The 26937-nt window shown below is 42.4% G+C and carries 32 protein-coding genes; 7 read left to right on the forward strand and 25 right to left on the reverse strand.

Translation table 11 applies throughout. From position 1 onward, the window contains the following. Window positions 1–50 precede the first annotated feature (50 nt). From LGO15_RS17225 to LGO15_RS17235, 3 genes are all read right to left on the reverse strand, one after another. Entirely contained in the window at window positions 51–2396 is a 2346-nt protein-coding gene (locus LGO15_RS17225) for a DNA internalization-related competence protein ComEC/Rec2 (protein ID WP_226085379.1), read from the reverse strand. Window positions 2397–2416: 20 nt separating this feature from the next. Continuing rightward, window positions 2417–2830: a deoxycytidylate deaminase gene (locus LGO15_RS17230; RefSeq protein ID WP_167831623.1), complete on the reverse strand. Its 414-nt coding sequence runs from the start codon at window positions 2828–2830 to the stop codon at window positions 2417–2419. Window positions 2831–2941: 111 nt separating this feature from the next. Next, complete coding sequence (locus LGO15_RS17235; RefSeq protein ID WP_226085380.1) at window positions 2942–3559, reverse strand: helix-hairpin-helix domain-containing protein; 618 nt, start codon at window positions 3557–3559, stop codon at window positions 2942–2944. Window positions 3560–3647: 88 nt separating this feature from the next. On the opposite strand from LGO15_RS17235, the gene comER reads away from it, so the two are divergent. Continuing rightward, window positions 3648–4469 (forward strand): late competence protein ComER, encoded by an 822-nt coding sequence (gene comER / locus LGO15_RS17240; RefSeq protein WP_167831625.1) that lies wholly within the window; start codon window positions 3648–3650, stop codon window positions 4467–4469. Window positions 4470–4864: 395 nt separating this feature from the next. Here the strand turns inward: comER and LGO15_RS17245 are convergent, their stop codons facing one another. From LGO15_RS17245 to LGO15_RS17280, 8 genes are read right to left on the reverse strand one after another with little or no spacing between them, the layout of a single operon-like run. Then, window positions 4865–5611, reverse strand: coding sequence for a class I SAM-dependent DNA methyltransferase (locus LGO15_RS17245; RefSeq protein WP_226085381.1), 747 nt, complete (start codon window positions 5609–5611; stop codon window positions 4865–4867). Beyond that, a complete protein-coding gene (gene rsfS, locus LGO15_RS17250; RefSeq protein ID WP_167831627.1) occupies window positions 5611–5964 on the reverse strand; it encodes a ribosome silencing factor in 354 nt (117 codons plus the stop codon). The genes LGO15_RS17245 and rsfS overlap by 1 nt, the downstream gene beginning before the upstream one ends. A 4-nt stretch (window positions 5965–5968) precedes the next feature. Next, the gene (yqeK, locus tag LGO15_RS17255) at window positions 5969–6535 is read right to left on the reverse strand and encodes a bis(5'-nucleosyl)-tetraphosphatase (symmetrical) YqeK (protein WP_226085382.1); all 567 of its coding nucleotides are present in this window, start codon (window positions 6533–6535) and stop codon (window positions 5969–5971) included. Next, window positions 6525–7094 (reverse strand): nicotinate-nucleotide adenylyltransferase, encoded by a 570-nt coding sequence (locus tag LGO15_RS17260; RefSeq protein WP_226085383.1) that lies wholly within the window; start codon window positions 7092–7094, stop codon window positions 6525–6527. The genes yqeK and LGO15_RS17260 overlap by 11 nt, the downstream gene beginning before the upstream one ends. A gap of 18 nt (window positions 7095–7112) precedes the next feature. Next, the gene (yhbY, locus tag LGO15_RS17265; RefSeq protein WP_167831630.1) at window positions 7113–7406 is read right to left on the reverse strand and encodes a ribosome assembly RNA-binding protein YhbY; all 294 of its coding nucleotides are present in this window, start codon (window positions 7404–7406) and stop codon (window positions 7113–7115) included. A 3-nt stretch (window positions 7407–7409) separates the two neighbouring features. Continuing rightward, window positions 7410–8240, reverse strand: coding sequence for a shikimate dehydrogenase (aroE, locus tag LGO15_RS17270; RefSeq protein ID WP_226085384.1), 831 nt, complete (start codon window positions 8238–8240; stop codon window positions 7410–7412). A gap of 34 nt (window positions 8241–8274) precedes the next feature. Next, window positions 8275–9378, reverse strand: a complete 1104-nt coding sequence (gene yqeH, locus LGO15_RS17275; RefSeq protein ID WP_167831632.1) for a ribosome biogenesis GTPase YqeH — start codon at window positions 9376–9378, stop codon at window positions 8275–8277. Window positions 9379–9381: 3 nt separating this feature from the next. Next, the gene (locus tag LGO15_RS17280) at window positions 9382–9897 is read right to left on the reverse strand and encodes a YqeG family HAD IIIA-type phosphatase (protein ID WP_226085385.1); all 516 of its coding nucleotides are present in this window, start codon (window positions 9895–9897) and stop codon (window positions 9382–9384) included. Between the two features lie 427 nt (window positions 9898–10324). Between LGO15_RS17280 and LGO15_RS17285 the strand changes: the two genes are divergently transcribed. Continuing rightward, the gene (locus LGO15_RS17285) at window positions 10325–10465 is read left to right on the forward strand and encodes a sporulation histidine kinase inhibitor Sda (protein WP_102265137.1); all 141 of its coding nucleotides are present in this window, start codon (window positions 10325–10327) and stop codon (window positions 10463–10465) included. A gap of 86 nt (window positions 10466–10551) precedes the next feature. On the opposite strand, the gene LGO15_RS17290 is transcribed toward LGO15_RS17285, so the two are convergent. Then, complete coding sequence (locus LGO15_RS17290) at window positions 10552–11340, reverse strand: phosphatidylserine decarboxylase (protein WP_226085386.1); 789 nt, start codon at window positions 11338–11340, stop codon at window positions 10552–10554. A gap of 191 nt (window positions 11341–11531) precedes the next feature. Here LGO15_RS17290 and pssA point away from each other — a divergent pair, with 191 nt between their 5' ends. Then, window positions 11532–12071, forward strand: coding sequence for a CDP-diacylglycerol--serine O-phosphatidyltransferase (gene pssA / locus LGO15_RS17295; protein ID WP_167831635.1), 540 nt, complete (start codon window positions 11532–11534; stop codon window positions 12069–12071). 81 nt (window positions 12072–12152) lie between these two features. Here pssA and LGO15_RS17300 read toward each other — a convergent pair whose 3' ends face one another. Together LGO15_RS17300 and LGO15_RS17305 are read right to left on the reverse strand one after the other, a co-directional pair. After that, window positions 12153–13934, reverse strand: a complete 1782-nt coding sequence (locus LGO15_RS17300; protein WP_226085387.1) for a M3 family oligoendopeptidase — start codon at window positions 13932–13934, stop codon at window positions 12153–12155. Between the two features lie 204 nt (window positions 13935–14138). Then, complete coding sequence (locus LGO15_RS17305; RefSeq protein ID WP_167831637.1) at window positions 14139–14285, reverse strand: hypothetical protein; 147 nt, start codon at window positions 14283–14285, stop codon at window positions 14139–14141. 175 nt (window positions 14286–14460) lie between these two features. Between LGO15_RS17305 and LGO15_RS17310 the strand changes: the two genes are divergently transcribed. Beyond that, window positions 14461–15132: a response regulator transcription factor gene (locus LGO15_RS17310; RefSeq protein WP_167831638.1), complete on the forward strand. Its 672-nt coding sequence runs from the start codon at window positions 14461–14463 to the stop codon at window positions 15130–15132. Between the two features lie 91 nt (window positions 15133–15223). Next, window positions 15224–15580: a group I truncated hemoglobin gene (locus LGO15_RS17315; RefSeq protein WP_167831639.1), complete on the forward strand. Its 357-nt coding sequence runs from the start codon at window positions 15224–15226 to the stop codon at window positions 15578–15580. A 99-nt stretch (window positions 15581–15679) separates the two neighbouring features. Here the strand turns inward: LGO15_RS17315 and LGO15_RS17320 are convergent, their stop codons facing one another. From LGO15_RS17320 to LGO15_RS17335, 4 genes are all read right to left on the reverse strand, one after another. Further along, window positions 15680–16240, reverse strand: a complete 561-nt coding sequence (locus LGO15_RS17320) for a helical membrane plugin domain-containing protein (protein WP_167831640.1) — start codon at window positions 16238–16240, stop codon at window positions 15680–15682. Between the two features lie 14 nt (window positions 16241–16254). Continuing rightward, window positions 16255–17391 carry an NAD(P)/FAD-dependent oxidoreductase gene (locus LGO15_RS17325; protein ID WP_167831641.1) on the reverse strand — a complete coding sequence of 379 codons (1137 nt, stop codon included), beginning with the start codon at window positions 17389–17391 and terminating at the stop codon, window positions 16255–16257. Window positions 17392–17453: 62 nt separating this feature from the next. Beyond that, the gene (locus LGO15_RS17330) at window positions 17454–17693 is read right to left on the reverse strand and encodes a sulfurtransferase TusA family protein (protein WP_226085388.1); all 240 of its coding nucleotides are present in this window, start codon (window positions 17691–17693) and stop codon (window positions 17454–17456) included. Window positions 17694–17813: 120 nt separating this feature from the next. Then, window positions 17814–18215 (reverse strand): DsrE/DsrF/DrsH-like family protein, encoded by a 402-nt coding sequence (locus LGO15_RS17335; protein WP_167831642.1) that lies wholly within the window; start codon window positions 18213–18215, stop codon window positions 17814–17816. Window positions 18216–18484: 269 nt separating this feature from the next. Here LGO15_RS17335 and sigK point away from each other — a divergent pair, with 269 nt between their 5' ends. Beyond that, on the forward strand, window positions 18485–19207 hold the full coding sequence (gene sigK / locus LGO15_RS17340; protein ID WP_023627218.1) for an RNA polymerase sporulation sigma factor SigK: 723 nt from the start codon (window positions 18485–18487) through the stop codon (window positions 19205–19207). Between the two features lie 445 nt (window positions 19208–19652). On the opposite strand, the gene LGO15_RS17345 is transcribed toward sigK, so the two are convergent. The 4 genes from LGO15_RS17345 to LGO15_RS17360 form a co-directional block, all read right to left on the reverse strand. Continuing rightward, window positions 19653–19790, reverse strand: coding sequence for a YrzI family small protein (locus LGO15_RS17345; RefSeq protein WP_102263671.1), 138 nt, complete (start codon window positions 19788–19790; stop codon window positions 19653–19655). A 354-nt stretch (window positions 19791–20144) separates the two neighbouring features. Then, window positions 20145–20402, reverse strand: coding sequence for a YrhC family protein (locus LGO15_RS17350; RefSeq protein WP_226085389.1), 258 nt, complete (start codon window positions 20400–20402; stop codon window positions 20145–20147). A gap of 793 nt (window positions 20403–21195) precedes the next feature. Further along, complete coding sequence (locus LGO15_RS17355; protein ID WP_226085390.1) at window positions 21196–21900, reverse strand: 5'-methylthioadenosine/adenosylhomocysteine nucleosidase; 705 nt, start codon at window positions 21898–21900, stop codon at window positions 21196–21198. Between the two features lie 83 nt (window positions 21901–21983). Next, complete coding sequence (locus LGO15_RS17360; protein ID WP_226085391.1) at window positions 21984–23279, reverse strand: amidohydrolase family protein; 1296 nt, start codon at window positions 23277–23279, stop codon at window positions 21984–21986. Window positions 23280–23440: 161 nt separating this feature from the next. Between LGO15_RS17360 and LGO15_RS17365 the strand changes: the two genes are divergently transcribed. Continuing rightward, window positions 23441–23647, forward strand: coding sequence for a YrzA family protein (locus LGO15_RS17365; RefSeq protein ID WP_226085392.1), 207 nt, complete (start codon window positions 23441–23443; stop codon window positions 23645–23647). Window positions 23648–23683: 36 nt separating this feature from the next. On the opposite strand, the gene LGO15_RS17370 is transcribed toward LGO15_RS17365, so the two are convergent. The 3 genes from LGO15_RS17370 to greA form a co-directional block, all read right to left on the reverse strand. Beyond that, complete coding sequence (locus tag LGO15_RS17370; RefSeq protein WP_226085393.1) at window positions 23684–24364, reverse strand: DUF1510 family protein; 681 nt, start codon at window positions 24362–24364, stop codon at window positions 23684–23686. Between the two features lie 85 nt (window positions 24365–24449). Continuing rightward, window positions 24450–26234: a peptidoglycan D,D-transpeptidase FtsI family protein gene (locus LGO15_RS17375; protein ID WP_226085394.1), complete on the reverse strand. Its 1785-nt coding sequence runs from the start codon at window positions 26232–26234 to the stop codon at window positions 24450–24452. 55 nt (window positions 26235–26289) lie between these two features. Further along, entirely contained in the window at window positions 26290–26766 is a 477-nt protein-coding gene (gene greA / locus LGO15_RS17380) for a transcription elongation factor GreA (protein ID WP_041967730.1), read from the reverse strand. Window positions 26767–26937: the final 171 nt, after the last annotated feature.

Genomic DNA, 26937 nt, shown 5'->3' on the forward strand with positions numbered 1-26937 from the left:
TTCATGTTTTTGTGATTATCAGGGGAGAGAACTATTCGTTCTTCTATATACTATGGAAGTTGTGTTGAAAAGGTTCCTGAATCTCCTTTGAACTTATAAATGATTGCCCCATTTTCATCCGTCCTGAAAATCCGGGTGCTGTGTCCCTCCAACCTTGTTAGGACTTCTTTCCCCGGGTGACCATACCGATTTTTCTCTCCGACAGAAATGACTGCAAAATCAGGAGTTGTTTCCTCCAGAAATAGCTCTGAACTGGAATATTTACTGCCATGGTGGCCTACCTTTAAAACGTCAATATCGATTTCCTTTATTTTCTCAATCAACAACCTTTCTCCTTCTATACCTAAATCCCCTGTTAAAAGCCATTCTTTCCCGCCAATCGCTGCGCGCAGCACAATGGATTGTTCGTTTCGCTCTCCTATGCTTTCACTTGGGTTAAGAATGAAAAAATCCCCTTGGGCTGTCTTCCATCCCGTCCCTATTCCAGCTAAATAAATTTCTGTTCCCTTCTTCCTGGCTTTGTTAATGATCTCTTGCTCTAACGCTGATCGTTCAGCTACACGCGGGACAATCAGCTGCTTTACCCCTATTTCCTCCAGTAAAGCATTGGCTCCACCTATATGATCTGCATCACCGTGTGTCAAAATCAATTTGTCCACCGTCCTGATCCCTTCACTTTTCAAAAATGGAACGAGAATCTTTTTGCCTGGATCATAAGGATCCACTCTTTGCTGCCAGTTTTCCTTTACAAAAGGAGTGACACCACCTGTATCTATAAGATAATTCCCTTGATTATACGGCATCTGAATGAAGATGCTGTCACCCTGGCCGACATCCAGAAAGACAACCTGCCCATATGGATTCAAATAAGGCAATACAATTTGCATTACCAGCGGCATTAATGGAACAACAAAAAGCCATAGAGGCGGTTTTGATTTTTTTATAACAAATTCTTCCCACTTGAAAAAAAATACTGGAATCAGAACGATTAGCGCAATCAGTAAGATCGGTTCCAACTTTCCTATGATGAGTGCTGACATTGGAAGTTCAGAAAGTTGCATGGCTAAAAGATTAACACCGTGTATCAGGTTCTCCAGTAAGTATAAATAGAACTCAGGCAACGCTCCGTCAAAAGATAAAATGATATAGGAAATCAACAAAAGCGGTAACAGAACGAATGAGAATAGCGGCACGAACAGGAGATTGGCGAAAACCGAGATGGCAGAAACTTCGTAAAAGGTCGAAAGGATGACCGGGAGGCTTGAGAGTTGGGCTATAAAAGAAGCTGCAGCTGTTTGTTCTATGAATGAGTGAAAGGCTTTCAGAATGACTGGTGCTGAAATGACCAGGGAGAAGCTGACTGCGAAAGAGAGTTGAAATCCAGTATCGTATATTATAGAAGGCTGGACGAGTATCATGATCATAAAGGCAGCACATACTGCGTCAAGCGGCGTCATTCGCAGCGACAAACGCCGTGAGCCGATCAATATCATCAGCATCGCAGCCGCCCTGACTACCGGAGGAGCAAGCCCGGTTATTATAGCGTAAATCGGCAGGAAAGCCATTAGTAAGATCTCCGTTTTCTCCTTTGTCACACCCACCCTGATAAAAATAAAATACATCATCCCTGTGAGCAAGCCGACATGAAGACCGGAAATGGCAAGCAAATGAACGATTCCGATTTTCTGGTATGAGCGCTCTGTTTCAGGATCGAAGAGATTCCTTTCACCAAAGATGAGCGCTGCAGCAAGTGCTGAAGTCTCCTTCGGCAACATATCTTTAATCCTGGCAATTTCTTTTTGCCTGAATGCTTTTAAAGCTGTTAAAGTACTTGTTTGTTTTGAGCAGGTTTCAAGAGAAAGTGTATCTACATCCAAGGTCCATGATATTTTCTTAAGTTGAAGATATTTTTGGTAATCAAACGCGTTGGGGTTTCTGGCTGGTGATGGACTATTGAGGCTCCCGGAAGCTTGACAAGACATTCCAGGAATGAGGAGTTCTTGAATGGACTCTTGTTCTGATACTGACTTGATTCTGTATCTTACAGCAAGCTTTTCATTGGATGGCATTGCTTTCGCATAGGCAAAAAGCAGATCACCTTCCACCTGGATTTCTTCATCAAAAAGAATTAAGAAGCTTCTTTCCCTGCCGGTATATTCTGTTCCAAAATGAACAGAATCAATGTATCCTGCTGTTATAAATAAAAGATAGCAACTTGCCACTAACAGCAGATTGGCAGGAGGAAAATTCTTCAGTTTTGTTAACAGGATGATGACAAGCAGGAATAATGAACCGTATACGAACTGATTGTCCGTCATTGTCATCAGCCCCAATAAGGAGACAGCTGCAAAGTAAAACAGCTGCCCTTGGGTTGGTCCAAATGCAATTGGCTTCATGTTTTTATTCCTTATTCTATTTATTTAGATAGGTGAACAACCTCTACGTCCCTTAAAAACAGCTCATTGTACTTGTTAGGATAGGCGCTGCGGTATACGATTCTTGCAATGCCTGCCTGTGCGAGTGTCTTGGAGCATTTTTCACAAGGCTCGTGGGTTACGAATGCTGTTGCTCCTTTTAAAAGACCTCTGTCGGCATGAATGACTGCATTCTCTTCAGCGTGCAAGGTCCTGATGCATCGGCCTTGCTCGTTGATCAGGCATCCTACATCCTCACAATGATCATGTCCGTGTATGGAACCATTGTAACCGGTTGATACAATATGCTTGTCCTTTACGATGACACATCCTACATGCAGTCTTGGACAGGTGGAACGTGTGCCAACTCCCTCTGCAATATCCAGGAAGTACTGATCCCAACTCTTTCTTTCCATGCTGTTTTCCCCCTTTTGAAGACTCTAAATATGTACAGACTTAGCAAATAAAATTCTCTTTCCTTTTCTCTAATTTTAATACTTATCATAAAAGAGTCAATTTCAATGCAGCTATTTTACCGAAATATGATCCTTCAATTTTTCAAACGTTTTATCCCCGATCCCACTAATTTCTTTTAAATCATCAATCGATTTGAATGGACCCTTGGTTTCACGGTGCTCAATAATAGCTTCTGCTTTTGCAGGGCCTATACCTGGCAATGTCTGCAGCTCGCCGGATTGCGCAGAGTTCAGGTTCACTTTGCCTTTTCCTGCACTCTCACCCGATTGAGCTGGCAAAACAGCATTCACCTCCTCACCGATCCTAGGTATGTATATCGCCATTTCATCATGTACATGCATCGCAAAATTGATGGCGGCTGTATCAGCATCCTGTCCAAGACCTCCAGCGAGTTCAATTAAGTCAATCACTCTTCCTCCCTCTTCAATTTGGTAAACGCCCGGATTGACGACAGCTCCTTTGATATCGGCCATCATGGTAATTGTTTCTTCTTCGGCTTGCGTTTTGTCCATTTCTTCTGTGCCCATTTCCTCGTTATCAACCATCGCAGTTACTCCTTCATTTACTTCAGTCAATTCTGTTTCTTTAATAAAGGAGGAATAGAAAAAAAATAAGAGTACACTCAATCCTGCAATAACATAGATTTTGTTTTCCTTGATCCAGTCCACAAAGGGTCAACACCTTTCTATATGTCATAATCTAAAATTTGAAATCATATGGATATAGGAGAATAAATGTATGAAGGAGGGAAGGGTTATGAAATTAGGGATTATAGGCACAGGGAATATGGGGAGAATTCTCGCCGAAGCTCTCATTGATGGGAATGCCGTTTCCCCTTCTTCAATGACGATCACAAACAGAACATTATCAAAAGCTTTAGAGATTCAAAAAATATATCCAGACTTATCAGTTGGAAAGGATGCAACAGAAGTTGCTAAAAATGCTGACGCCATTTTCGTCTGTGTTAAGCCTCATCATGTATTGGGAGTCCTCGAGTCCATTACCCCTATGCTGACAAGGGATAAATGCGTGATTTCAATAACGAGTCCAATCAGTGTGGAGCAAATTGAAAGCAAAGTGAATTGTTCTGTCATGAGAATAATACCAAGCATCACGAATAGGGCGCTTGCCGGTGTTTCCCTATTCTCGTTTGGAAGCCGATGCAGTACAGAATGGAGGGAAGCGCTGTTTACTCTCTTCAAGAAGGTATCCGTACCTTTGGAAATCGAGGAGAAAATCACTAGAGTGGCATCTGATATTGTCAGCTGCGGTCCGGCTTTCTTCAGTCATCTTGTACAGAGTTTTATTAATGGCGCGGTCAAGGAAACGGAAATTGACCAGGAAACTGCCACCAAGCTTTCAAGTGAAATGCTCATTGGCTTAGGAGAACTTCTGAAGCAAAATCATTATACGTTACAAACATTACAGGAAAAGGTTTGCGTGAAAGGCGGCATAACAGGAGAAGGAATCACGGTACTCGAGAGTGAAACGGGAGATATGTTTGAAAAATTGTTTCAGGCCACACATAAGAAATTCGCCAAGGAACTGCAAAAAACGGAAGAACAATTCCGTCCTTAAAGATTTCGCTATTGGTCTTTTTAATCCTTCTTTATAAATGTGACAAATTTAGTACAAGAAAGAGGGTGCCCAAAGTAAAATAACTTTTGGGCACCCTCTTTTCATTGACCATTTGTAAATTCAGTCCGTTGATTTCCGTTCCAGGCGCTTCGCTTTTCCGCGGGGCTGGCGGTGAGCCTCCTCACCGCAGATGGCGTCTGCGGGGTCTCACCTGTCCAGCTGATCCCGCAGGACACTGATTTGCTTCCTAGAACCTGCCCGTACGATGGAAATGCGCTAGCATTTTCGGAGGAGTCTACGCGCCTTCCACTCCAATCAACTCAGAGTTTATATTAATGGGCATTTCTTTTATTTTTCCTGAATTCATTCGAACTTTTGAGTCTACCTTTGTCTATTCATCGCTTTACCATAGCAAAAAACAACCGCTCTGCTGTTGGTTCTGGAGACTTCATGGTGTAGTCCCCGGTTACTTCAACATTTGCAAAGCCTGCTTGTTCTAGCCATTTTACATAAGTACCCTCGGGATATGTACGCTGGTAGTGCAATTCATCGACTCTGTCATATTTCCCTGACGATTCATCAAGGACGAAGAAGGTGAGCTCATGTTCCACGCTGTGGGTACCTTCGCCCCTGAAGCTATTCCAAATATAAGTGATTTCTTCATCATCCCAGGTAAAGGTCGCATCTGCAAAAATATGCTCCATTTTATAGACTGAATGGACATCAAACAGGAATAAGCCCCCTTTTTTCAAAAGGCGGTGGACACCTTCGAAGGTCTGCCGGACTGCCTGCTCATTTTCCAGATAGTTCAGGGAGTCACAAAAGATGCCAATGATATCGAATTCACCTAAATCATCAATCTCGGTCATGTCCTGTTGAAAAAATTGTATGTTCAGCGATTGTGCCTGAGCTTTTGCCTGGGCTACGGAAAGCATATCACTAGATAAGTCCGCTCCAGTCACTTCAAAGCCCTTTTGTGCAAATTTAACAGACAGCTCCCCGGTTCCGCATGCGAGGTCGAGGAGCTTCATTCCGTTCACTTGATATTTCTCTTTGTATGCCTCTACGATCGAAACCCATTCATCATAGGGAACATCCTGCATGAGTTCATCATACAAATAAGCGAAACGTCCGTAAGACATTAATTTAACTCACTCTGCACGTTTTCGATTGGAGCATCACCCCATAGGCGCTCAAGATTATAGTAGCTTCGTTCTTCTTTATGGAAGACATGGACAACCACATCACCGATATCGATCAGCACCCATCGCGCTTCATCAAAGCCTTCCATCCTCTTTAGGCTATGTCCTTGTTCTTCTGCTTTTTCCCTGATTTCACGGGCAATCGCTTGAACCTGCTTATCTGAATTCCCGTGGCAAATGATAAAATAATCGGCAATCAATGAGATGCCTTTCATGTTCAATACCATAATATCTTCTGCTCTTTTATCGTCCGCTGCTTTTACAGCTGTCATTAATAATGCGCGATCACTCATTAAATCAACCTCCTGAATTTTGTACGATGCTGTTGTATGCATTGAATGTATCCGGAAAGACCGGCTGGTTTTTCTTCATTAAAAATTGGATCGTATTTTTCATTGATTGGACCAGCGCGCTGTCCAGATCTTCTTCTGCCATTTTCCTTACTTCATCGACACCTGGAAAATGTCGGCCTGGTTCAATATAATCGGCCAGATAGATGACTTTTTCCAGGAGTGACATACCGATTCTTCCTGATGTGTGATAACGGATTGCATCAAGAACTTCTTTGTCGTCAATACCAGCTTCTTTTTTTGCAAGGTAGGCTCCTACCGGGGCATGCCATAGCTCGCTGTTAAACTCAAGCAGGATTGCCGGCATTTTTTGTTCTTCGATGATTTGCCTCATTTCATCCTTTGGGCGGAATTTTGCGTAGTCATGAAAAATAGCAGCCATTTCCGCTTTCTTTATATCTGCTCCATATTTCACTGCAAGCTTGATGGCTGTCTCCATCACACCAAGAGTATGCTGGTAGCGATGTTCAGTTAGTTGCAACTTCACAATTTGAAGCGCTTGTTCACGTTCCATATAAACCATGCTCCTCTATATAAACCCTCACCGCATCGGGCAGCAGATAGCGAATGCTTTTGCCGCCTTTTACTCTTTCTCTGATCATACTAGATGAGATATCCATCTGCGGTGTCTCTGCGTAAAGAATATCATAAGATGATTCAGTGCTGTATGAAGGCCGGCTGACTCCGACAAACTTGACCATTCTCATTAATTCATCAATTTTATGCCATTTGGGCAGATATTCAACCATATCGCCCCCAATGATAAAATGAAAATCAATTTCTTTATACATATCTTTCAATATTTTCATCGTTTCATACGTGTAAGATGGGCCGCTTCTCTCGAGTTCTGCTTTTTCAATTCTGAATTGCTTGTTATCAGCAATGGCAAGCTCGAGCATAGCCAGCCTGTCTGATTGGCTGATGGGCTCATCCACTGTCTTATGAGGCGGCACCTGATTCGGCATGAACCAAACCTCATCCAGTCCATAGGCATGCTGCACTTCATTCGCAATCACTAAATGTCCGGTATGCGGCGGGTTAAAGGTTCCGCCCAAAATGCCAACTTTCTTCAAACAGGCACCTCCCAGTTTTTATCTTGGAAGAACGATTTGCTTATTTTCACGAGACTCTTTATATAAAACAATGGTGTTTCCGATTACCTGGACAAGCTCTGCCTTCGCACCGCGCGACAACTGTTCAGCCACAGTATCCTTATCTTCATCACAATTCTGCAGGATACTCACCTTGATCAGCTCTCTTGCTTCAAGTACGTCTGCGATTTGTTTGACCATATTCTCATTTACCCCACCTTTACCAACTTGAAAAATCGGTGTAAGATGATGGGCTTTGGATCTTAAAAAACGTTTTTGCTTACCTGTTAACATATGTTAACCTCCTAAATTTCTTAAAACATTTGCTTCCATTCTTTCGATATCGGGAAATATCCCTGTCCATATTTCAAAAGCAAGCGCACCTTGGAAAACGAACATTCCTACACCATTCTGGACGGCGGCGCCCCTTTTGGCCGCTTCTTTTAAAAACTTTGTTTGCAATGGATTATAAATTATATCACTAACGATCGTATTCTGCTTTAAGTTTTCCGGCAAAAGCGGCAAACTTTCTGTATCAGGCACCATCCCGATTGAAGTTGTCTGGATAACAAGCTGATAATCGGCCAGTGACTTTTCAGCTGTTTCCTTATCAATAACTCTGGATTCAACCTCGTATGGACAAGAGCTGACAAGCTCTTTCGCTTTTTCATCAGTCCGATTGTAAAGGTCAATCTTTCCAATACCGGATTGTGCCATCGCAAAATAAATGGCTCTTGAAGCACCACCAGCACCAATAATCAAAGCTGACCTTGAACCAAGGTCAGCAGCCAAGTATTCAAGCCCTTTAACGAATCCAGGACCATCCGTATTATAGCCTACCAGGAGGCCATTTTCATTTTTGACTGTATTGACCGCTCCAATTGCCCTTGCTAATGGATCAACTTTATCAAGGTGCGGGATGATCTCTGTCTTATGCGGAATGGTCACATTGAATCCACTCACACCAAGCGCTTTCAATCCCTTAACTGCAGCCTCAAGATTTCCTTTGCTCACATGGAAAGGCAGATAAACGGCATGTATTCCATAAAGCTCAAATAAATCATTGTGCATGGCAGGAGACATCGAATGCGCAATCGGATCGCCAATGACACCGAATAATTTTTTCATTTCATCTCCCGCCCTTCCTCTTTAAATTTGGTTCCTATATAAGTGACCTTCTCAGCATCACATTGACGCCTTTAGGGACATACGCGGCAATTTTCGCGCCTGCATCATTGACCGTTACCCAGCCCAAACCTGAGAAAACAACATCTGTTTTGGCTTCCTTGATGGTAAACTCATGGCGGACAAGTTCAGGGAACTCGTCCATTTGCTCACGGCGTGGAGGTGTCAGCAGCTCACCGGCATGATTTTTATACAGCTCATCTGCATTTTCAAGCTTTGTCCGATGAATATTAATTTCATTCGGCACATAGCAGGAGAAAGATCTTCTTCCTCCCGAGATGTAATCGAAACGGGCCAGTCCGCCGAAAAACAAAGTCTGCTGTTCATTCAGTTGATACACCTTAGGCTTGATTTCTTTTTTAGGCGTAATAAACTTCAAATCTCGCTTATCCACGTAGTGCGCCATCTGATGGTGATTGATGATACCTGGTGTATCTACAATCGCTTTGCCATCCTCGAGCGGAATTTCAATCATATCAAGGGTCGTTCCAGGAAAGTGTGAAGTGGTGATTATATCACCTTCGCCTGTCACTTCCTTGATGATCCTATTGATAAAAGTAGATTTCCCTACATTTGTACAGCCAACAATATAAACATCTTTGCCATTACGGTATTCGTCTATCGCCGCAGCTGCTTCCTTTATATTGAAGCCTCTTGCTGCACTGACGAGGAATACATCAATCGGATTGAGCCCCAATTCCCTTGATTCCTTTTTCATCCAGTCAATCAGTTTTTGCTGTTTGACTGATTTAGGTACGAGATCAGCCTTATTGCCGATTAACAATACCGGGTTTTTTCCGGCAAAACGATGGATACCAGGCAGCCAGCTCCCATTGAAGTCGAAGATATCGACAATTTTGACAATCAAGGCATCCCTGCTGCCTAGTTCATTCAATATCTTTAAAAAATCGTCATCCGTCAGGCTTACATCCTGGATTTCATTATAATTCTTCAAACGGAAGCATCTCTGGCAGACAACCACCTCTTTTTCCAATGAAGAAGCTGGAGCATAGCCTAATTCCTCTGGATTCTCCGTCTGGATGATGACACCACAGCCTGTACAGTTTATTTGCTCACTCAAATCTTAGTCCTCCCAATTCAGCTTTCCTTTTTTCCTGAACCAATTTAATATTCTTCTTTCCACTTTCCTGTTGAATCTAGTCACAAACCCATCTGTCTGCGCAACAGGAACAACAAGAATAGTATGGAAACCGCTTCTGTTGCCGCCAAGTACATCGGTTAAAAGCTGGTCACCTATAACGACCGTTTCTTCTTTGGGCAATCCCATTTCTTTTAATGCTCTATGAAATGCACGGGTCATCGGTTTTCTCGCTTGAAAAATAAATGGAATTTGCAAAGGATCCGAAAATGCCTTTACTCTTTTCTCATTATTATTTGAAACAATTGTTACGAGTATTTCATTTTTCCTCATATTATCAAACCACTCAATAAGCATCGGCGTCGCATAGGGACGATCCCACTCAACGAGTGTATTGTCAAGGTCAGTGATGATACCCTTCACACCTTTTTCATGCAGGCTTTCGGGGGTGATTTCAAAAATACTTTTCACATGCTGATCGGGCAAAAAATGCTTTAGCAATTTCATTACACCTCATTAATTAAATTCCTATCATACCGTTAACATCATACCCAATTTTATCCTCGTATTCAAAACAAACATTTAAATGTATGTAAATTAAAACCAAAACCTCTCTATTGGTCGGCAAAATCAAACTCAATTCGCTTTAAATTCGAACTTTTTTAAAATATCCCAAAAAACTTTTCGACAAAATCCAAGCTTTTCCAGCCCTGTGGATAACCTTATGCACAAAATACACATTGATTCTATTACTAATTTCCCATTTATAAACAAATTAATCACAGGTTATCCACCGCTGTATGTGGATAATTAGAACAGTTGTTCTCCAAGTTTCATTCTGATAGAGTAAGGGTAGAACAAAACAACTTACAATTATATGCAATTAACATCTGTTTTAGTATAACCTTTTTGGGGGTGAATGACTGGAATGCGTAAACTGTCGGACGAGCTGTTGATCGAGTCATATTTTAAAGCAAGAGAATTGAATTTAAGCTATGAGTTTATTCGTTTGATTGAAACGGAAATCCACCGGCGTTCATTATCTAACCGAATTAAAGCCTCATCCTGACAGCCCCCTAAAAGGGCTTTTTTTTTTGCAATAAGAGCTTCTTAACATTAGTGAAGGGCACAGATTCAGCCTGTGCCCTTCAGTCTTCAGCCTTGTCCCATTAATGTGCCGATTTTTTCTCCATACCTGATAGGATAGGGAGGAGCTATTTCCGGCATCAGGTTAATCGTACCTTTTTCGAACAGCAATACTACAGTCGAGCCGAAGGTAAAGTATGCCATTTGATCACCTTTGTCCAGCTTCGATCCGTCATGTGTTGTTTCAATCGAATTGACAAACATGGCTCCTACTTTAATGACAGCTGCCATGCCAGCATTATGCCTGATCTCAGTAATTTTCCGGTAGTTTTTAGACAATGGGTAATTTCCATACTTCAACCCCATTTTATTTACGGGGTATGACTTCAATCCCAAAGTCCATTGATTGGTTACCTCTCCATTCACCGGGCTATGAATTTGGTGGTAATGGCTTGGACTCAGGTAAAAAATCATATAAGTTCCCTGCTCATATCTTGCCATCGCATCATCATTACCCAGCATTTCGGAAATGGAATAAACCTTTCCTTTTACCGTAATGGTTTTATTAGCTGCAATTTCGCCCACCTCTTCGATTACCGAATCTACTGGACTAACGACTGACAGAGGATCCTGATCTATTTTCCTTGCTCCCTCTTTCAGATTCCTGATGAAAAAATGATGAAGACTTTCATATTCCCCGATAGGCTTTTCCATTTCCTCCTGGTTGATGTTATACGTTTTGGCAAAGGAAGGAATAATCCTTTTACTGCTTTTGGATTTTGCAAATTTATGCAAAATGGCAGAAGTCCATTTCCCATTCGTCAATTCTATAAGAATACGATAGATGGATTGAAACAATGTTCATACCTCCGATTTCATCTATGGTTCGCACCCGAAAAAGTGTTTTTATTTTCCGGAATACATCAAACATTTCGAAAAGTATCAAAAAGAAATCTTTACGAAAAAGCATAATCAGCTTAGAATTATATATTATTATATAATAACCCAATGTGCTAGTTCCCTTTCCGATTATGAGGAGTGAAATCTATATGTTTCTTCATGATGTACTTGACACAACTGTCAAGAAAGTAAAATCCCAGACAGCCAATCTGCTCACATTGGCAAATCTTTCTTTGGGCGGATTTGCCATCATTTTTGCCATTAACGGCAATCTGAATTTAAGCCTTTTGCTGATCTTCATAGCCGCCCTGGCCGATCGTTTTGATGGCATGGTCGCAAGAAAACTCAACATTGAATCTGAACTTGGAAAGCAGTTAGATTCAATGAGTGATATTATATCATTCGGCGTTGCGCCCGCACTATTAATCTATCAGGGAATTTTATCCGATTTTGGCGCACCTGGAGCCTTCTTTATCGTTTTCTATATAGGCTGCGGGGCCTTCCGCCTTGCACGATTCAATATAACCGAAAATACAGGGTATTTCACAGGATTGCCAATTACTGCAGCAGGAGTGCTGGCAACGCTTAGCTTCCTAGCCATTCCTCACGTTCCTCCTCAAACGTTCCTGTTCATAATGATGGCTCTCAGTCTGCTGATGGTCAGTCCCTTCAAGCTGAGAAAAGTATAAAAACCCAGCCTCATGGCTGGGTTTTCGTATATTTTTAGATATTGGAACACGAAACCTGATGTTACATCCCAGGCAAGCTGATTACTCCTCAATCAAGGCGATAAATTCCTCGACATCCTCCACACACATACGGACAGCTTTTTCCCAGAACTCCTTTTTCGTCAGATCGACGTTCAGATGCTTTTGGGCAAGATCCTCAACTGTCATAGAAGCGGAGTCCTTCAATAGAGCAATATATTTCTCTTCGTACCCCTTGCCTTCTTCCTGTGCCAGCGCATAAATCCCTAATGAAAATAAATAACCGAAGGTATACGGGAAGTTGTAAAAAGGTACTCCCGTGATAAAGAAGTGCAGCTTTGAAGCCCAGAATAATGGATGATACTCATCCAGTGCACCACCATATGCTTCTGTCTGGGCATTCTTCATCAATTCTCCCAGCCTTTCTGTGGTGACAACTCCCTCTTTGCGTTCTTCATAGAATTTCGTTTCAAACAGGAACCTTGAGTGAATATTCATTAGAAGCGCTACCGAACGCTGAATTTTATCTTCCAACAGACTCAGCTTCTCATCTTTTGTTTTCGCGTTCTTGACAGAAGCATCGGAAACGATCATTTCAGCGAATGTAGAGGCGGTTTCAGCAACATTCATCGCATAATTACGATTAAGCAAGTGCAAATCGCGCATGGCATAGGTGTGGAAACCATGTCCAAGCTCATGGGCAAGTGTAGAAACATTGGATGGAGTGCCTGAGTACGTCATGAAAATCCGCGATTGGCTGCTCTCCGGGAAGAAAGTGTGGAATCCGCCTGGAGCCTTACCAGGACGATCTTCTGCCTCAATCCAATTGTTTTCAAACGCCATTCTCGCAAAGTCAGCATTCTCCTTGCCAAATTGTTCAAAGTTATCGACGATGAAATCTGCACCTTCCTGATAGGACATTTTCGATTCGGTGCTGCCAATCGGTGCATCTAAATCGTACCAACTCAGTTTGTCCAGTCCAAGAAGCTTTGCTTTGCGGTTCAGGAACTGAACAAATGGCTCCTTATTGTCGGAAATAACCTCCCACATGGCATCGAGTGTTTCCTTTTTCATCCTGTTAATGTCTAGCGGCTCTTTCAATACATCTTCCCAGCCACGGAGTTTATAGACATTCAAGCGAAAGCCTGCAAGATGGTTAAGTGTCTTCGCAAAAGCTTCCTCATTCTCTCCCCATGCTTTTTCCCATTGAGCAAAAACTTCTTTCCTGACAGATCGGTCAGCATTAGAAAGCTTATTGGCTGCCTGTCCTACAGATAGACTTTCGCCGTTGAAATCGATTTTAGTGTTGCCAACTAAAAGGTCGTACATCTGCCCCCAGCCATGATAGCCGTCCACACTCAATGCATTGATGACCGATTCTTCTTTTTCGGAAAGCCTTTCCGCTGCCCGTTCGCGACGTTCTGTAAGCACAAAACGAAGTTCCTGTAAAAGCCCTTCCTGAACAAGCTCACTCCAGACAGAATCCGAAAAACTGGATAGCTTCTGATCAAATTTGGTAAGTGCTGTCTGCAAGGACGCACTAAGTTCAGTGACAGCTGCCTTTAATTGTCCGGCCTTTTTATCGTTTGTATTTTGAGCATGCAGACAGCTGACAAAAGCTCCTGCCTGCCTTACCTTCCTTGCCGCATTATCAAACATTCCTACGAGGCTCTCCAGTGTGGTTCTCTCGCTTTCTTGGTCAGCAGGCTGCCAGTTTTCAACTTCCTTTTTAAATTGATCGATTTCCACTCCTGCTTCCTTTAGATGTGCAGCAAATTCCGGAGAAGCACTCCCTCCTTCAAAAAATACGTCTAGGTCCCAGACTTCTGAGTATGTATTCGACATTGATTATCCCCCTTTTTTTCTATCATATTATTATAATGTTATTTTTCTAAAATTTCTATTTTTTCGGATGTTTTTCCGAATCTGTTGTTTTGGGCTTCTATAGTGATGGCCTTGACCAGAATATTAAATGATTCGAAATGGGGGATATATGGGCAGAATCAAGAATAAAGGTTTACCCCTTTTCAGGATAAACCTTTGAACCTTCTAACTGTAAAAATACCACCATCCGCCAAAAATCAGGACGATGACCAGCAGGATGATGAACAGCGCAAACCATACACCACTTCCGCCGTAATAACCCGGATAACCTCCATAAGGGGCACCGTATGGTGGATAGTAACCGTAAGGCATACTCTCACACTCCTTTACTGTATCCTGTTATTACTTTATGGGGATCTGTCCATTTTGGTTTGGGCTTTTAGCAAACCTTTTCAAAAATTTTTAGTAAAACTCGTTATATATGCACAGTTTTTCCTTACTTTTCATGTAGGATGAACTTAACAATCATTTTGCAAGGAGTTTTAATATGGCAACGATTCTGTTAGTAGATGATGAAACGCGTATGCTTGATTTGCTTGCGCTGTATTTAACACCATTAGGATATAAATGCATCAAAAAAAATTCTGGCACCGAAGCCATCAGCTTTCTTGAAGACTACACTGCAGATCTTGTCTTGCTTGATGTCATGATGCCTGAGATGGATGGCTGGGAGACATGCAATGAAATTCGCAAACATTGGGATATTCCCGTCATCATGCTTACTGCCCGGAGTGAGAAGCCTGACATTGTGCGTGGCTTGAAAACCGGTGCCGATGACTATATCACCAAACCGTTTGATGAAGGTGAATTGGTTGCAAGGATTGAGGCAGTACTGAGGAGACAAAATAGTAAAAGCCCTCTGCTCTCTTTCAATGGATTAAAACTGAACATAGATTCCTATGATGTTCAGTTCAATGGCACATTAATTCCTCTTACCCCAAAGGAATTTGCCCTTCTCAGCCTTTTCCTGCAAAACGTCAATAAAGTCTTCACAAGAGAACATTTAATCTCCACTATATGGGGCTATGGTGTCGATACCGAAGACCGAACGATCGATTCACACGTCAGGAACCTCCGGGATAAACTCCGCAAAGCTGGTTTTGCGGTGGACGATTATCTGTCTACCGTTTGGGGCGTGGGCTATAAATGGATAAGTTAAGATTAGTTTCCTCCTCTTGAGGTTTCGTTCATAATCTATTGGTTATAGAGAGATAATAGAGACGTTATCTTTTAGACAGGAGGATTAACACTTGGAAACTTTATATGATCGCCTGGGCGGACAGGATGCCATTTCAAAAGTAGTGGATGTGTTTTACGAAAAGGTTCTGGCTGATGAAACAGTGAACAAATTTTTCAAGGAAACCGACATGGAAAAACAGCGCCGGCACCAATCTCTGTTTATAAGCTGGGCGTTAGGGGGACCTAACCAATATTCTGGAAGAAGCATGGAGCTTGCTCATAAAGGGATGAACCTGAATGACGAGCACTTTGGTGCAATCGCCAACCACCTGGCTGCCAGCCTCAGGGAATTCGATGTCTCGGAACAAGACATCAATGAAGTCCTTGCAAAGTTGACAGAGATGAAAAACGATATACTTTATAAGTAAGACTCTTTTTACCTTCTATTCTAGGACATGTACAGCGATTATCTAAACGAAACAGCCTATAATAATGAAAAAAGGAGAAGGGAAGTCCCCTCTCCTTTTCTATTTATTTAATTGTTTAGGCAGGTTTTGCAGGAAGGAGATCATTAATGTCATGCCTTCCCTAGTTTCTTTCTGTGTGACAGCCTTCATCAGCTGCATGGATGACAACGGTTCTTTATCCTTTGTTTCCTCTTGAGCATGATGGAAAGCAGTAAGCATTCCATCTACCAGGTCAATGGCTCCCAGCTGGACGAAGGAATCGGCAAGTTCTACGCCTTTAATTGCCTTTTCAGCCATATCGGTCACCATCGGGCCAGTCATCGCACCCTTCATGGCAGCTGCCATATCCGCAAGCTGCATCAAAGATTTCAAGACACCTGTTTCTTCCATGCGTTTCACTTCCATCAAAGTACGCTCGAGGTTCTCAGCCACCTCAGGAAGGGTCTTCAATAAGGAAAGTGTTTCAGGCTGAAGCAGATCATCGGCCATCTCGACCATCTTTACGCCTGTTTCGGCAATCGACGAGACCATTTCCCCGGTCACCGCATTCATGGCTGCATCTGTGAAGCTGACGAGTTTATGTTGAGCATTTTGTTGAGCTTGAGGTGTTTCTGTAGCCATCTCAACCACCCCTTCTATAAAATCCCTTTGGCATTTAACCAGTAAAGCTCATTGTATACTGCTTTGAACCAGTGAAGAAGGTCAGACGTTTCTGCTGGCTGCGGCGGGTTATTGTAATCGAATGTAATCATGCTGGCATCTTCAAGGCTGTTTTCAAGGAAGCAAGCTACCTTGCCATTGTAGACAGCAGTTTCCGGTCGTCCAGTCAATCTGCTAATGATGTTGGCAACTAACGATTCAGACTGATAGTGTGCTGTTGATCCAGCTTTGCTGATTGGAAGGTTCGTCGCATCGCCAATTACATATACATCATCCTGGCCAATCATTTTCAAAGTTGTACGATTCGTCGGAATGAAACCGGACTCATCTCCAATACCAGAATCAATCACTGCTTTTGCGCCAGTATGTGCCGGGATCGTAATAAGCATGTCATATTCGTGTTCAGAGCCGTCCATCGTGATTGCAACCTTGCGTTTTGGATCCACTTCTTCAAGATTGAAGAATGTCTCATATTTGATATCGCGCTTCTCAAATTGCGGAAGAGCCCATTCTGCAACCGGAACCAATGAATGGATACGGCCGATAGGATAAGCGTATTTGATTTCAATATCCTTGCGACGGCCATTCTTGCGGTAATAGTCATCCAGCATCAATGCCAGTTCAAGCGGAGCAGCAGGACATTTGTGCGGAACATCGATGGTGATCAGGATTCTTCCTTTCTCCATCGCTGCAAGGTCTTCGCGCAGACGTTCAGCACCATCCAGTGTATAGAAGTTATGCGCTCCTTCCCTTAAGCCAGGTACACTGTCAAAGTCCGGATGTGATCCCGTCGCAATCACAAGGTAATCATACTGGTACTGTTTTTTCCCTTTGACTGTCTTCTTTTCGACGTCGATTTTCTCAACGTCATCATATACAAGGTTAACATGTCGATGAACGAGTGTTTCCTGTTTCCTGATGAAGTGCTCTGATGGCTTTTCATTGAAAGCGATGAATAAGTATCCTGGCTGGTAGATATGCTTTTCTGTATTGGATATCAAGGTCACTTCGACTTCACGCTTCTTTATCTCTTCCCCAAGCTGGCGGGCTAATCTGTTTGCGACCATTGTACCCGCGCTGCCGGCCCCAAGAACCACAATTTTCTTTGTCATTTGGTCCACACCTCTTTATTGGTTTCTTTGATGAAGGCTATTACTGAATAAACAGCAATCTTTTACTTTACCTTTTTAACTGCGATCTTGAATTCATCGCCTTCATTCTCGAGGTAGGCAATTTCGTGGCCCATTTTATTGACCCATTCAGGAATATCAACTGCTGAACCTTTATCAGTAGAAAGTACTTCTACCACATCTCCAACTTGTGCTGTTTTGATTCCTTTTACCAATTCCATTAGTGGTCCCGGGCAATATGCCCCTCTTGCATCGATTGATTTAGTCACTCGTACTTCACTCATGATTTTTTCCTCCTGTATAGTTAAGTTTTATGTTAGAATAAGAGAAGATTTTTTCATTTTGGATGAATGGGAAATGGTTGAAAGGCCTGCACGCCGTATCACTTTTTCCCTTTATGCAGCTTACATCGTAATAACTGTTGCTCCTTGAGTCATTCCCAGGAATTTTGTAACCCCGATCACTCCATCAAACACATCGATCATGTCTTCTTCTTGCCAATCCATAATGTCCATTGCTAATGCGCATCCGTAAATGTTAAGTTCTCCCATATCCTTTCCTTCCTGTAAAAGTGAATCGAATAATGGAATTTTCTTTGCCAGCATTTCCTTGCCAATCGTTCCAGTGATGAAATCAGTGCTTTCAAAGCTGTCTTTACGGAAGGATTTCAATGCGTTCATTGTGACGAAGACATTCACAGTCATGCCTGACATTGAAGCAACCGATCCTACCAATGCACCAGCGTGTAACTTTTCAAGATCCTCAGATAATAAAATAACGGCTAAAGATGGGGCTTGCTGTTCCATAATTTATTTCCTCCTAATGAAATCGAATGATTTATCTTACACTTAAATTATACCCATACCCCCATATCTATGTCTGTTTCTTTTATGTGAACGTTCTTAGTCCAAAAAGTGACAAAACAAGGTGTTCATAGAATTAACTCTTGATTCTTCTGAACTATAATATCCCTTAAATTTCCATCATAAAATATTTATAAGGACAGACACAATCGTCCCCCTTCAGACATAGGAATTTATTATAGGCGAAAGCCTAAAAAAGCGGGGGTGGAAACATGTCGGGCATACTTACAGCACTCGGGTACTTAGTTAAAGAAGTGATCCTTCTTGTTTCGTATGTAAAAAACAATGCATTTCCTCAACCGTTATCTGCAGCTGATGAGCGAAAGTACTTAAGGTTGATGGCCAATGGCGACCCACACGCCAGAAACATGCTGATTGAGCACAACCTTAGACTTGTCGCACATATCGTGAAAAAATTCGAAAACACCGGCGAGGATTCAGAGGATTTGATTTCCATTGGAACAATCGGCCTAATCAAGGCTATCGAGAGCTATTCGGAAGGCAAAGGCACCAAACTGGCAACCTATGCTGCCAGATGTATTGAAAATGAAATCCTCATGCATTTGCGAGCATTGAAGAAAACCAAGAAGGATGTATCCTTACACGACCCAATCGGCCAGGACAAAGAAGGAAATGAAATTTCACTGATCGATGTCCTGAAGTCCGAATCAGAAGATGTCATTGATACCATCCAACTCAATATGGAGCTTGAAAAAGTAAAAGAATATATCGATGTCCTCGATGAACGTGAAAAAGAGGTCATCGTTGGCCGCTTTGGTCTTGATTTGAAAAAGGAAAAAACACAGCGTGAAATTGCCAAAGAACTCGGCATCTCAAGAAGTTATGTATCCAGGATCGAGAAACGGGCATTGATGAAGATGTTCCATGAGTTTTATCGTGCGGAGAAAGAAAAGAAGAAGAATAAAGGACAATAACGAAAACCCGGGGACGACTAGCCCGGGTTACTTTTTTATGCTATTTAAGCAAGAAAAAAGGCATCAACCCAGTATTGGTTGATACCTTTTGAACATCCTATTCTACGCTCACTTCTGCAGCAACTACAAGACCGACAGCTCCGCAGATTACCAATCCCATGACAATCAAAAACATGCCTATCACCCCTTTAGCATTCACCCGTGTTTACACCAAATTTATCATATAAGGACGATGCTAAAAGGAAGAGGTTGTGAACATTTTGTTAACGATGAGATTTCTTTTTCTTGAAAATTAGTGTTAAGAGCAAAACATGCAGTGACATACAATTTACCTCCCGACTCCGTCGTTAGGTGGTGTCCTTCTCCACCCATAAGCTAGCCAGTCTTCTTTGAATTAAATAAATCATTTTCTTTCCACCTTTCTTTAGTTAATTATTCAAATGAATTAAAACGGGCGCAGCATTGTTTGACGAGTTTTATTATCTTCAACCATTTTTTCAACCATTTCGTTATGGCGAATTTCTTCTAAAGACATTTGACGTTTGTTAATCGTAATTGTAAAAAACAAGATATTTAAGGTCATAATCGGTTCACCTCCTTTAAATTTCCACCCCAAAAAGCCGCAAGGATTCCTCCCCTGCGGCAAAACGGGCACAAAAAAGCCACAGGGCACGATTCTCCCTGCGGCCATGGATGTATAAGTGTCAAAAAAACAGCTTAAATAATCCAGTCCGATCCGGTCGAATGCGTATTGCGATATGAAGTTTGTGCGTTATTCCAGTATTTATTCATGATCATTTCACTCGACCTCCTTTGAATTATTTAACCACATTGGTAAGTATATCCACTTCAGGTTAGTTTGTAAACCTTTTTTGGTCACTTTTTCCAAAAAAAGATTCGTCAAATTCCAACAAAAAAAACGCCCTCTCAAGGACGTTTATTTCTTCATCAGCATTTCCTGGCCTTCTTCTGACTCAATCAGCAGATTGCGGTATTTTTTTGCGAAAGAAAAGAATACGATGGAACCAGCAAGGAATCCAGCGGAAGCACCAGTAGCAATATATATATCTGTCATCACTTTCGTTTCAGACGGAATGATCGTGCCTAGATAAAAGAACACTCCCACAGCAAGAAGAACTGTAGCAAACTGTTTAAAATCAACCATTTTTTCATAGAGTTGTCTAGCCTTCATCATTATCACCTGCATTTTAATAGACTTAACCACAACCCTACTGTAACATCTTTTAAACACATTTTATGTATGTAATTTTTGGAAAAGAGATGAGTTGAGATATGATGTGAGGTAATCTAAGGTTATGCTATTCTATTTGGATGCACCATAGCTGCTTATTCAGACAAAACTGGCGGCTCCTCTTGTGATTTTGTCTGAACCTGGGGCTACTTCGGACAAAACGGGCGGCTCCTCCTGTGATTTTGTCCGAACTTAGAGCTACTTCAGACAAAACTGGCGGCTTCTCCTGTGATTTTGTCTGAACCCTGGGCTACTTCGGACAAAACCGGGGGCCCCTCCTGTGATTTTGTCCGAACTTGATGCTACTTCGGACAAAACTGGCGGCTCCTCCTGTGATTTTGTCTGAACCCTGGGCTACTTCGGACAAAACCGGGGGCCCCTCCTGTGATTTTGTCTGAACCTGGGGCTACTTCGGACTAAAAGGGCGGCTCCTACTGGGTTTTTGTCTGAACCTTAAGCTACTTCAGACAAAACTGGCGGCCTTCTCTGTGATTTTGTCCGAACTTGATGCTACTTCGGACAAAACCAGCTTCTCTTCCTGGGATTTTGTCTGAACATGCCACTACTTTAGACAAACGAAACCGCTCCTCCTGCGATTTTGTCTGAACCTGGGGCTACTTCGCAGAAAGCTAGCGGGGCCGACTGGTTTTTGTCTAACCTACGCCCCTCCCTAGTTTCCAAAAAAAATAGCGTGGAATAATTTCCACGCTAAAAAAAGATTTGTTTTTCAGATTAATTAAAGCTTCCAGTTCTTGACCATCTCATTGACGATTTCAAACGAATTCTTTGACGCAAGTTTTGTGAATTCAAGGAAGTTCACATCTGCTGAGCCATCGGCCTGGTCGGACATGGACCTGATGATCACGAATGGGATGTTGTTCATGCTGCAGACCTGTCCTACTGCTGCACCTTCCATTTCTGTACAATAACCATTGAGCTCCTCATACAGGAACTTCACTTTATCGCGGTCGGCGATGAATTGGTCGCCGGATAAAATCCTGCCGCTGACGATTTTCTTGTCCTCGACTATTTCTTTGCTTGCTGAAATGGCCAAGTCTATCAATTTCTCATCTGCTTTAAATACAGAAACTTCTGTATAAGGGATTTCCCCTAGTTTGAAGCCCAACGCACGAACATCCATATCATGCTGTACACAATCAGTGGAGATGACGATATCGCCTATTTTAAGATCAGGGTTCACAGCACCCGCTACTCCTGTGAAAACAATCTGTGATGCAGCAAATTCATCGATCAGGATTTGAGTACATACACTTGCATTCACTTTCCCTACTCCAGATTTACACAATACAACGTCATATCCATTGAAAGTGCCGACATAAAAAGTAATGCCTGCTTTCTTTTTCTCACCATAATCTTTCATGGCATCAAGAATATGCTGTATTTCTTCATCCATTGCACCAATAATACCAATTCTGCTCATTATTGAGACCTCCAATGTTCTTATTACATTCTGTTTTTAGCTTTCCGCTATACTTTCCAGACTTCGAACTTATTTTTAAAATCCTATGAAAGGAGCTTTGACATTCGATTTGCTTCATAAAGGACTTTTTCTTCATCAATCGTCTTGAATTGCCCATTATCCAGAATTTGTTTTCCCAGGACATAGACATCCTTTACATCCCGTCCTGAGCCAGAATAAACAAGGTGGGATACTGGATTATGCTTAGGATAAAAGAATGACTGATTGGAGTTCACGACAATGAAATCCGCATCTTTGCCTGCTTCAAGAGATCCAGTCTGTTTTTCCAGCCAGAGTGACTCTGCACCATTGATTGTTGCCATCCGTAAAGCTTGCTGAGCAGTGATGACCGTCGCATCCTGGGCAAGCCCTTTATGGACCGTTGCTGCAGCTTTCAGCTCTTCAAATAAGTCGAGGTTATTGTTGGAAGCAACACTGTCTGTCCCAAGGCTGACGGTGACTCCCCTTTCCAGCATTTTGCCAACTGGGGCAATTCCGCTGCCCAATTTAAGGTTGCTGATGATGTTATGTGATACTTTGACGTCTTTTTCAGCCAGGATTTGAATATCCTCTTCATTCACATGGACCGCATGGGCAACAAGCGAAGGCCGGTCAAAGAATCCAAGCTTCTCTAGATGACGCACCGGTGTAGCACCATATTCCTCGATATTCTTCTCTACTTCGAATTTCGTTTCCGACATATGCGTATGCAAGGGAACATTCAGCTCAACCGCTTTGTCAATGATCTGGGTGATATACTCTGGTGAGCAGGTATATGGGGAATGCGGTGACAGCATCGTCGTGATCCTCCCATTTGCACCGTTATTCCAGCTCTTCGCAAAATCTGCTGCTTCTTTAAGCTTGCTCTGTCGAAGCTCCTCTGAACCAAAGCCGATTATACCGCGGCACAGAACTCCACGAATGCCTGCTTCCTCAACAGCCTTGGCGATTTCGTCCATATTGTCATACATATCAACAAATGTGGTAGTACCTGTGCGAATCATTTCAAGAATGGATAGCTTTGCACCCCATTTTGCATGCTCCGGTGTATATTGGGCTTCAAGCGGCCAAATTTTGTCCTCCAGCCATGTCTGTAAATGCAAATCATCCGCATAGCCTCTCAGCAATGACATTGGGGTGTGTCCATGCGTATTGACGAGGCCCGGGAGCAGGATATTCCCTTTTAAATCTATTCTTTCATCATAAGAGGCAACATCATCAGGCGTAGTGCCCACATAGATGATTTTCTCTCCTTCGACGCCAATGGCACCGTTCGTAAGAACTTCATTGTTTGTATTACCGGTAATAATTGTGCCATTATAAAATAACTTTCTTGTCATATTTAATCTCTCCTATGTAAAAAACACTTACTTACTAGAATTCGGTGGTAGTCCCGGAAATATGCCTATCGTTTTAATTTATCAAAAAATGTATCATTTTTATAGAGAATTTGCTATTTTATTTGTGTCAATAAGTTGTATACGAAAGGGGAAAGGAATCTATGAACTTCCAGTTTGATCTAATAGAAGACAAGGTTGAATTTTTTGAAGCGGTCGACCTGAAATCACTGGAACAAAAAATCAATAAGCAAATCGAAATCAATAAAGCAATCATGCTATCAGTCCACCATGTGTCCCACCAGATGCATTTAGATGATAAAGGCAGGCTGTTCTATTCCGCAGTGGTCCACTTCAAGGCAAAAAAATAAAGGGGCCGCTGCTTCAGCCCCCTTCCAATCTTTATCTTATCTTTTATCATTTTGAATCAGTTCTTCCACTTTTACCGGTTTCCAGCCTTCGCCGTCCACCCACTCAATCCAAACTCTGAATGTCTGGTCACTGCCCTTCTGAGAGATCGTTCCGACCGCTGTATTAGGCGCACCGCCATTTTCATTCCACCATACTGTCATGTTATCTTTATCGATTCCTGTAGCATAGGAATAAGCTAAAATCATTTCCTGCCAGTCTGCTGCATTCTGGTCAAATACGGTATTATGTTCGCCGGATTGGGTAGTTCCAACCGGTTTCCACTCAGGATTCTCTATCGTTTGTTTCACATTGGCATCACTTCCGCCTTCTGTCACGATTGGATCAGCCAATTCTTCATCCTCTGCAGACTCCTCGTCTGCTTCTTCTGAAGCTGATTCATCCTTTTTTTCGGAATCCTGGCTATCGTCTTTTTTGTCATTAGCCTTGCTGTCATTTTTTTTATCCGGAGTGGCTGCGGCCTGTTCCTTCTCAGCACCAACATCGTTTTGGTCGGCAACCCCTTCATCATTGCTGAAGAAAATGTTAAATGAGACAATTCCAATCAACAAGATTACAACAACAATCAAGCTATTTAAAATAAGGTTCGTTTTTCTGCGTTTTGCCCTCATTTGAGAACGTGACCCCTCATTTAGGTTCTCATAATCATCGTGCTTCAAGATCTTTCCCTCCCTTATAAGGTTGTCAACATTCTACCATGACTGGGGGCAAACTTGAAGGATTTTATATTCATCTAATGATGGTTCAATTGTTTTCAGGACCTTCAGCCGAGCTACCATGATTGAATGCATAGACCTCTTTTACTATATCTGCAAAAAGAGGATTGACCCCACCTTCATTTTCTAAAACCCCTAAGTTGACCGTTACAAGAGCATACTTTGGTTTCTCGTAGGGAAAATAGCCGGCGAACCATTTATTGTGCAGCTGTTTGTCGTCATCTATGTAAATCCCTGTTTCTGCAGTCCCTGACTTTCCTGCCACAGCATATGGCAAATCCTTGAACCATCTTCCAGTACCTTGCTCGTTCACAATGACCTCCCGTAAAAGTTTTTGGAGTTTCATCGCGGTGAATGGTGATAGTTTGTCTCCTTCAAGCTTCTGTCTAGGAAATGCGGTCATTTCAGCACCATTTTGATACTGGATCGACAGTACTGCCCTGACCATATCCTTTTCCCCGCCCCTAGCGATCGTTGCCATCATGTTTGCCACAGCAAGAGGGGACACCCTCACTTCATGCTGGCCAATTCCGGATAATGCGGCAAAATTCTTATCCTTCCTCGCTTCATCTGATAAAAATACCCTGCCTTTTTCCTCGTCCTGGATCTGGCTGAAATCTTCTAGATGGAAAATGTCTCCTTTCCACCCTACACCGCCAGTGATTGATAGCTTCTCTGCGTATTTTTCAAGGATATTAGGGTCCTGCTCCTGGAGCTCGCGGGCTACCTCTCCAAATGTCCGGTTGCAGCTCACTGCAAAGCTATCTTGAAAATTAAGCAATCCATAGTCATATTTTAAATCCGGTGCCCCGCTGATAGTCTTGCTGCAATCAAATTCCCTGGCAGGATCATCTAGCCCCTGATCAATCGCTGCTGCTGCGACAACTGTTTTAAAGACGGAACCAGGGATATGCTGCTTGACCATCATATTTTCAGTTCCCTCGTCGTTAAAAGGTTTTTTACGGTCAATGACAGGCCTTGACACCATTGCAAGTATACTGTTCGTTTCAATATCCAGAAGCACCACGCCGCCTCTATTGATCTTGTACTGATCCACCTTCTCCTCTAGCAGTATTTGCAGGTCTTTGTCTATCGAAGTCTGCAGATTGATTGGATAGAATGGGTTTGCAGGGTCTATGTATTTAACATTGATCCCGAATAATGGTGCTCCTTCTCCATCGACATGATAAACCAGCTTTGATTTTCCTTCAGCAACGAGGAACTCGTCAAAACTTTTTTCCAGTCCAGAGAGACCAATCAAGGTCCTTGGCAGCAAATCTTTCTCTCCATATCTTGACTTCAGAAGAGTCTCATTCTCCCCAATGATTCCTAAAAGTTGGGCAGCCGGTACTTTCTCCATAGGGTACTTCCGCTCCACAGCAAATACTCCCGGAATTTCCATTTCATTAATGGTTTCCATTTGACTCCTAGTCAAAATCACCGGATCCGGATCGCCAAAAGCAAATGGTTCCTTGGAATCTTCCACTGCATTTTTCAAAGAGTAAGCAGATACACCTAATGTCCTTGCCACCTTGTCTGCTTCCCAGTCGATCTTTTTCAAAAATGGGAACAAGACGAGTACGGATGAAGTTTCAAAGGATAATGGGTCTCCTGTCCTGTCTAGGAAATTCCCACGGCCGTTGTCTACAACCATTTCCTGAGACCTTTGCTTGACACTCGCTTCAATTAAATTTATTTCATGCTTGGAAAAGGACTCTGTATCAAATAATTGCAGCTGCGCCAGCCGTAACATCAGCAGACCAAAGACAGCTATACAAATCGAAATCCAGGCCACCATTCTTTTTTTACGCATAAAAAACACCTCGTCAAAAGTGTTGACGAGGTGCTCATGTTTCAAACATATGGTATTACTTAATTGTTGTAATGCGGACGTTCATTTCACCGCCAGGAGTCTGGACAGTCACTTCGTCTCCTACTTTTTTGCCCATAAGACTTTTCGCAATCGGAGAGTCGTTTGAGATTTTGCCTTCAAATGGGTCAGCTTCTGCGCTACCGACGATTGTATAGGATTCTTCATCGCCATCAGGAAGCTCGACGAATGTCACTGTGCGGCCAAGGCTGACTGCATCTGTGCTCACTTCGTCTTCCTGGATGATTTTTGCGTTGCGGATCATATTTTCAAGAGTGGTGATACGGCCTTCAACAAAGGCTTGCTCTTCTTTTGCTGAATCATATTCAGAGTTCTCTGAAAGGTCGCCAAAGCTGCGCGCGATCTTGATTCTTTCAACCACTTCTTTGCGTTTTACCGTTTTCAATTGCTCTAATTCTTGTTCCAGCTTTTCTTTTCCTGCCTGTGTCATAGGAAAAACTTTTTCTGTAGCCAAAATACTTCACTCCTTCTAGTCTTCACAATTCCCCAAAAAATTGATTGTGTACTATTATATTATGTATCCTGAAAAATATACAGGAGCGCGACCTTACAAGGGCGCGCATGTTAAATAGGGCCGTTATGGGCCATTTCCTTTTCCTTGGACAAAAGGAAGCACTTTATTCAA

The organism is Mesobacillus sp. S13 (assembly GCF_020422885.1).
GTDB lineage: Bacteria > Bacillota > Bacilli > Bacillales > Cytobacillaceae > Mesobacillus > Mesobacillus selenatarsenatis_A.

Coding starts and splice junctions, on each gene's coding strand:
- aroE (WP_226085384.1), bottom strand. CDS start 8,240: ATGAAAAAATTATTCGGTGTCATTGGCGATCCGATTGCGCATTCGATG.
- LGO15_RS17285 (WP_102265137.1), top strand. CDS start 10,325: ATGCGTAAACTGTCGGACGAGCTGTTGATCGAGTCATATTTTAAAGCA.
- pssA (WP_167831635.1), top strand. CDS start 11,532: ATGTTTCTTCATGATGTACTTGACACAACTGTCAAGAAAGTAAAATCC.
- LGO15_RS17230 (WP_167831623.1), bottom strand. CDS start 2,830: ATGGAAAGAAAGAGTTGGGATCAGTACTTCCTGGATATTGCAGAGGGA.
- LGO15_RS17320 (WP_167831640.1), bottom strand. CDS start 16,240: ATGGCTACAGAAACACCTCAAGCTCAACAAAATGCTCAACATAAACTC.
- comER (WP_167831625.1), top strand. CDS start 3,648: ATGAAATTAGGGATTATAGGCACAGGGAATATGGGGAGAATTCTCGCC.
- LGO15_RS17305 (WP_167831637.1), bottom strand. CDS start 14,285: ATGCCTTACGGTTACTATCCACCATACGGTGCCCCTTATGGAGGTTAT.
- LGO15_RS17330 (WP_226085388.1), bottom strand. CDS start 17,693: ATGAGTGAAGTACGAGTGACTAAATCAATCGATGCAAGAGGGGCATAT.
- LGO15_RS17360 (WP_226085391.1), bottom strand. CDS start 23,279: ATGACAAGAAAGTTATTTTATAATGGCACAATTATTACCGGTAATACA.
- sigK (WP_023627218.1), top strand. CDS start 18,485: ATGTCGGGCATACTTACAGCACTCGGGTACTTAGTTAAAGAAGTGATC.
- LGO15_RS17335 (WP_167831642.1), bottom strand. CDS start 18,215: ATGGAACAGCAAGCCCCATCTTTAGCCGTTATTTTATTATCTGAGGAT.
- LGO15_RS17345 (WP_102263671.1), bottom strand. CDS start 19,790: ATGACCTTAAATATCTTGTTTTTTACAATTACGATTAACAAACGTCAA.
- LGO15_RS17300 (WP_226085387.1), bottom strand. CDS start 13,934: ATGTCGAATACATACTCAGAAGTCTGGGACCTAGACGTATTTTTTGAA.
- yqeK (WP_226085382.1), bottom strand. CDS start 6,535: ATGGAACGTGAACAAGCGCTTCAAATTGTGAAGTTGCAACTAACTGAA.
- LGO15_RS17350 (WP_226085389.1), bottom strand. CDS start 20,402: ATGATGAAGGCTAGACAACTCTATGAAAAAATGGTTGATTTTAAACAG.
- LGO15_RS17310 (WP_167831638.1), top strand. CDS start 14,461: ATGGCAACGATTCTGTTAGTAGATGATGAAACGCGTATGCTTGATTTG.
- LGO15_RS17325 (WP_167831641.1), bottom strand. CDS start 17,391: ATGACAAAGAAAATTGTGGTTCTTGGGGCCGGCAGCGCGGGTACAATG.
- LGO15_RS17225 (WP_226085379.1), bottom strand. CDS start 2,396: ATGAAGCCAATTGCATTTGGACCAACCCAAGGGCAGCTGTTTTACTTT.
- LGO15_RS17355 (WP_226085390.1), bottom strand. CDS start 21,900: ATGAGCAGAATTGGTATTATTGGTGCAATGGATGAAGAAATACAGCAT.
- rsfS (WP_167831627.1), bottom strand. CDS start 5,964: ATGAGTGATCGCGCATTATTAATGACAGCTGTAAAAGCAGCGGACGAT.
- LGO15_RS17375 (WP_226085394.1), bottom strand. CDS start 26,234: ATGCGTAAAAAAAGAATGGTGGCCTGGATTTCGATTTGTATAGCTGTC.
- LGO15_RS17365 (WP_226085392.1), top strand. CDS start 23,441: ATGAACTTCCAGTTTGATCTAATAGAAGACAAGGTTGAATTTTTTGAA.
- LGO15_RS17245 (WP_226085381.1), bottom strand. CDS start 5,611: ATGTCTTACGGACGTTTCGCTTATTTGTATGATGAACTCATGCAGGAT.
- yhbY (WP_167831630.1), bottom strand. CDS start 7,406: ATGTTAACAGGTAAGCAAAAACGTTTTTTAAGATCCAAAGCCCATCAT.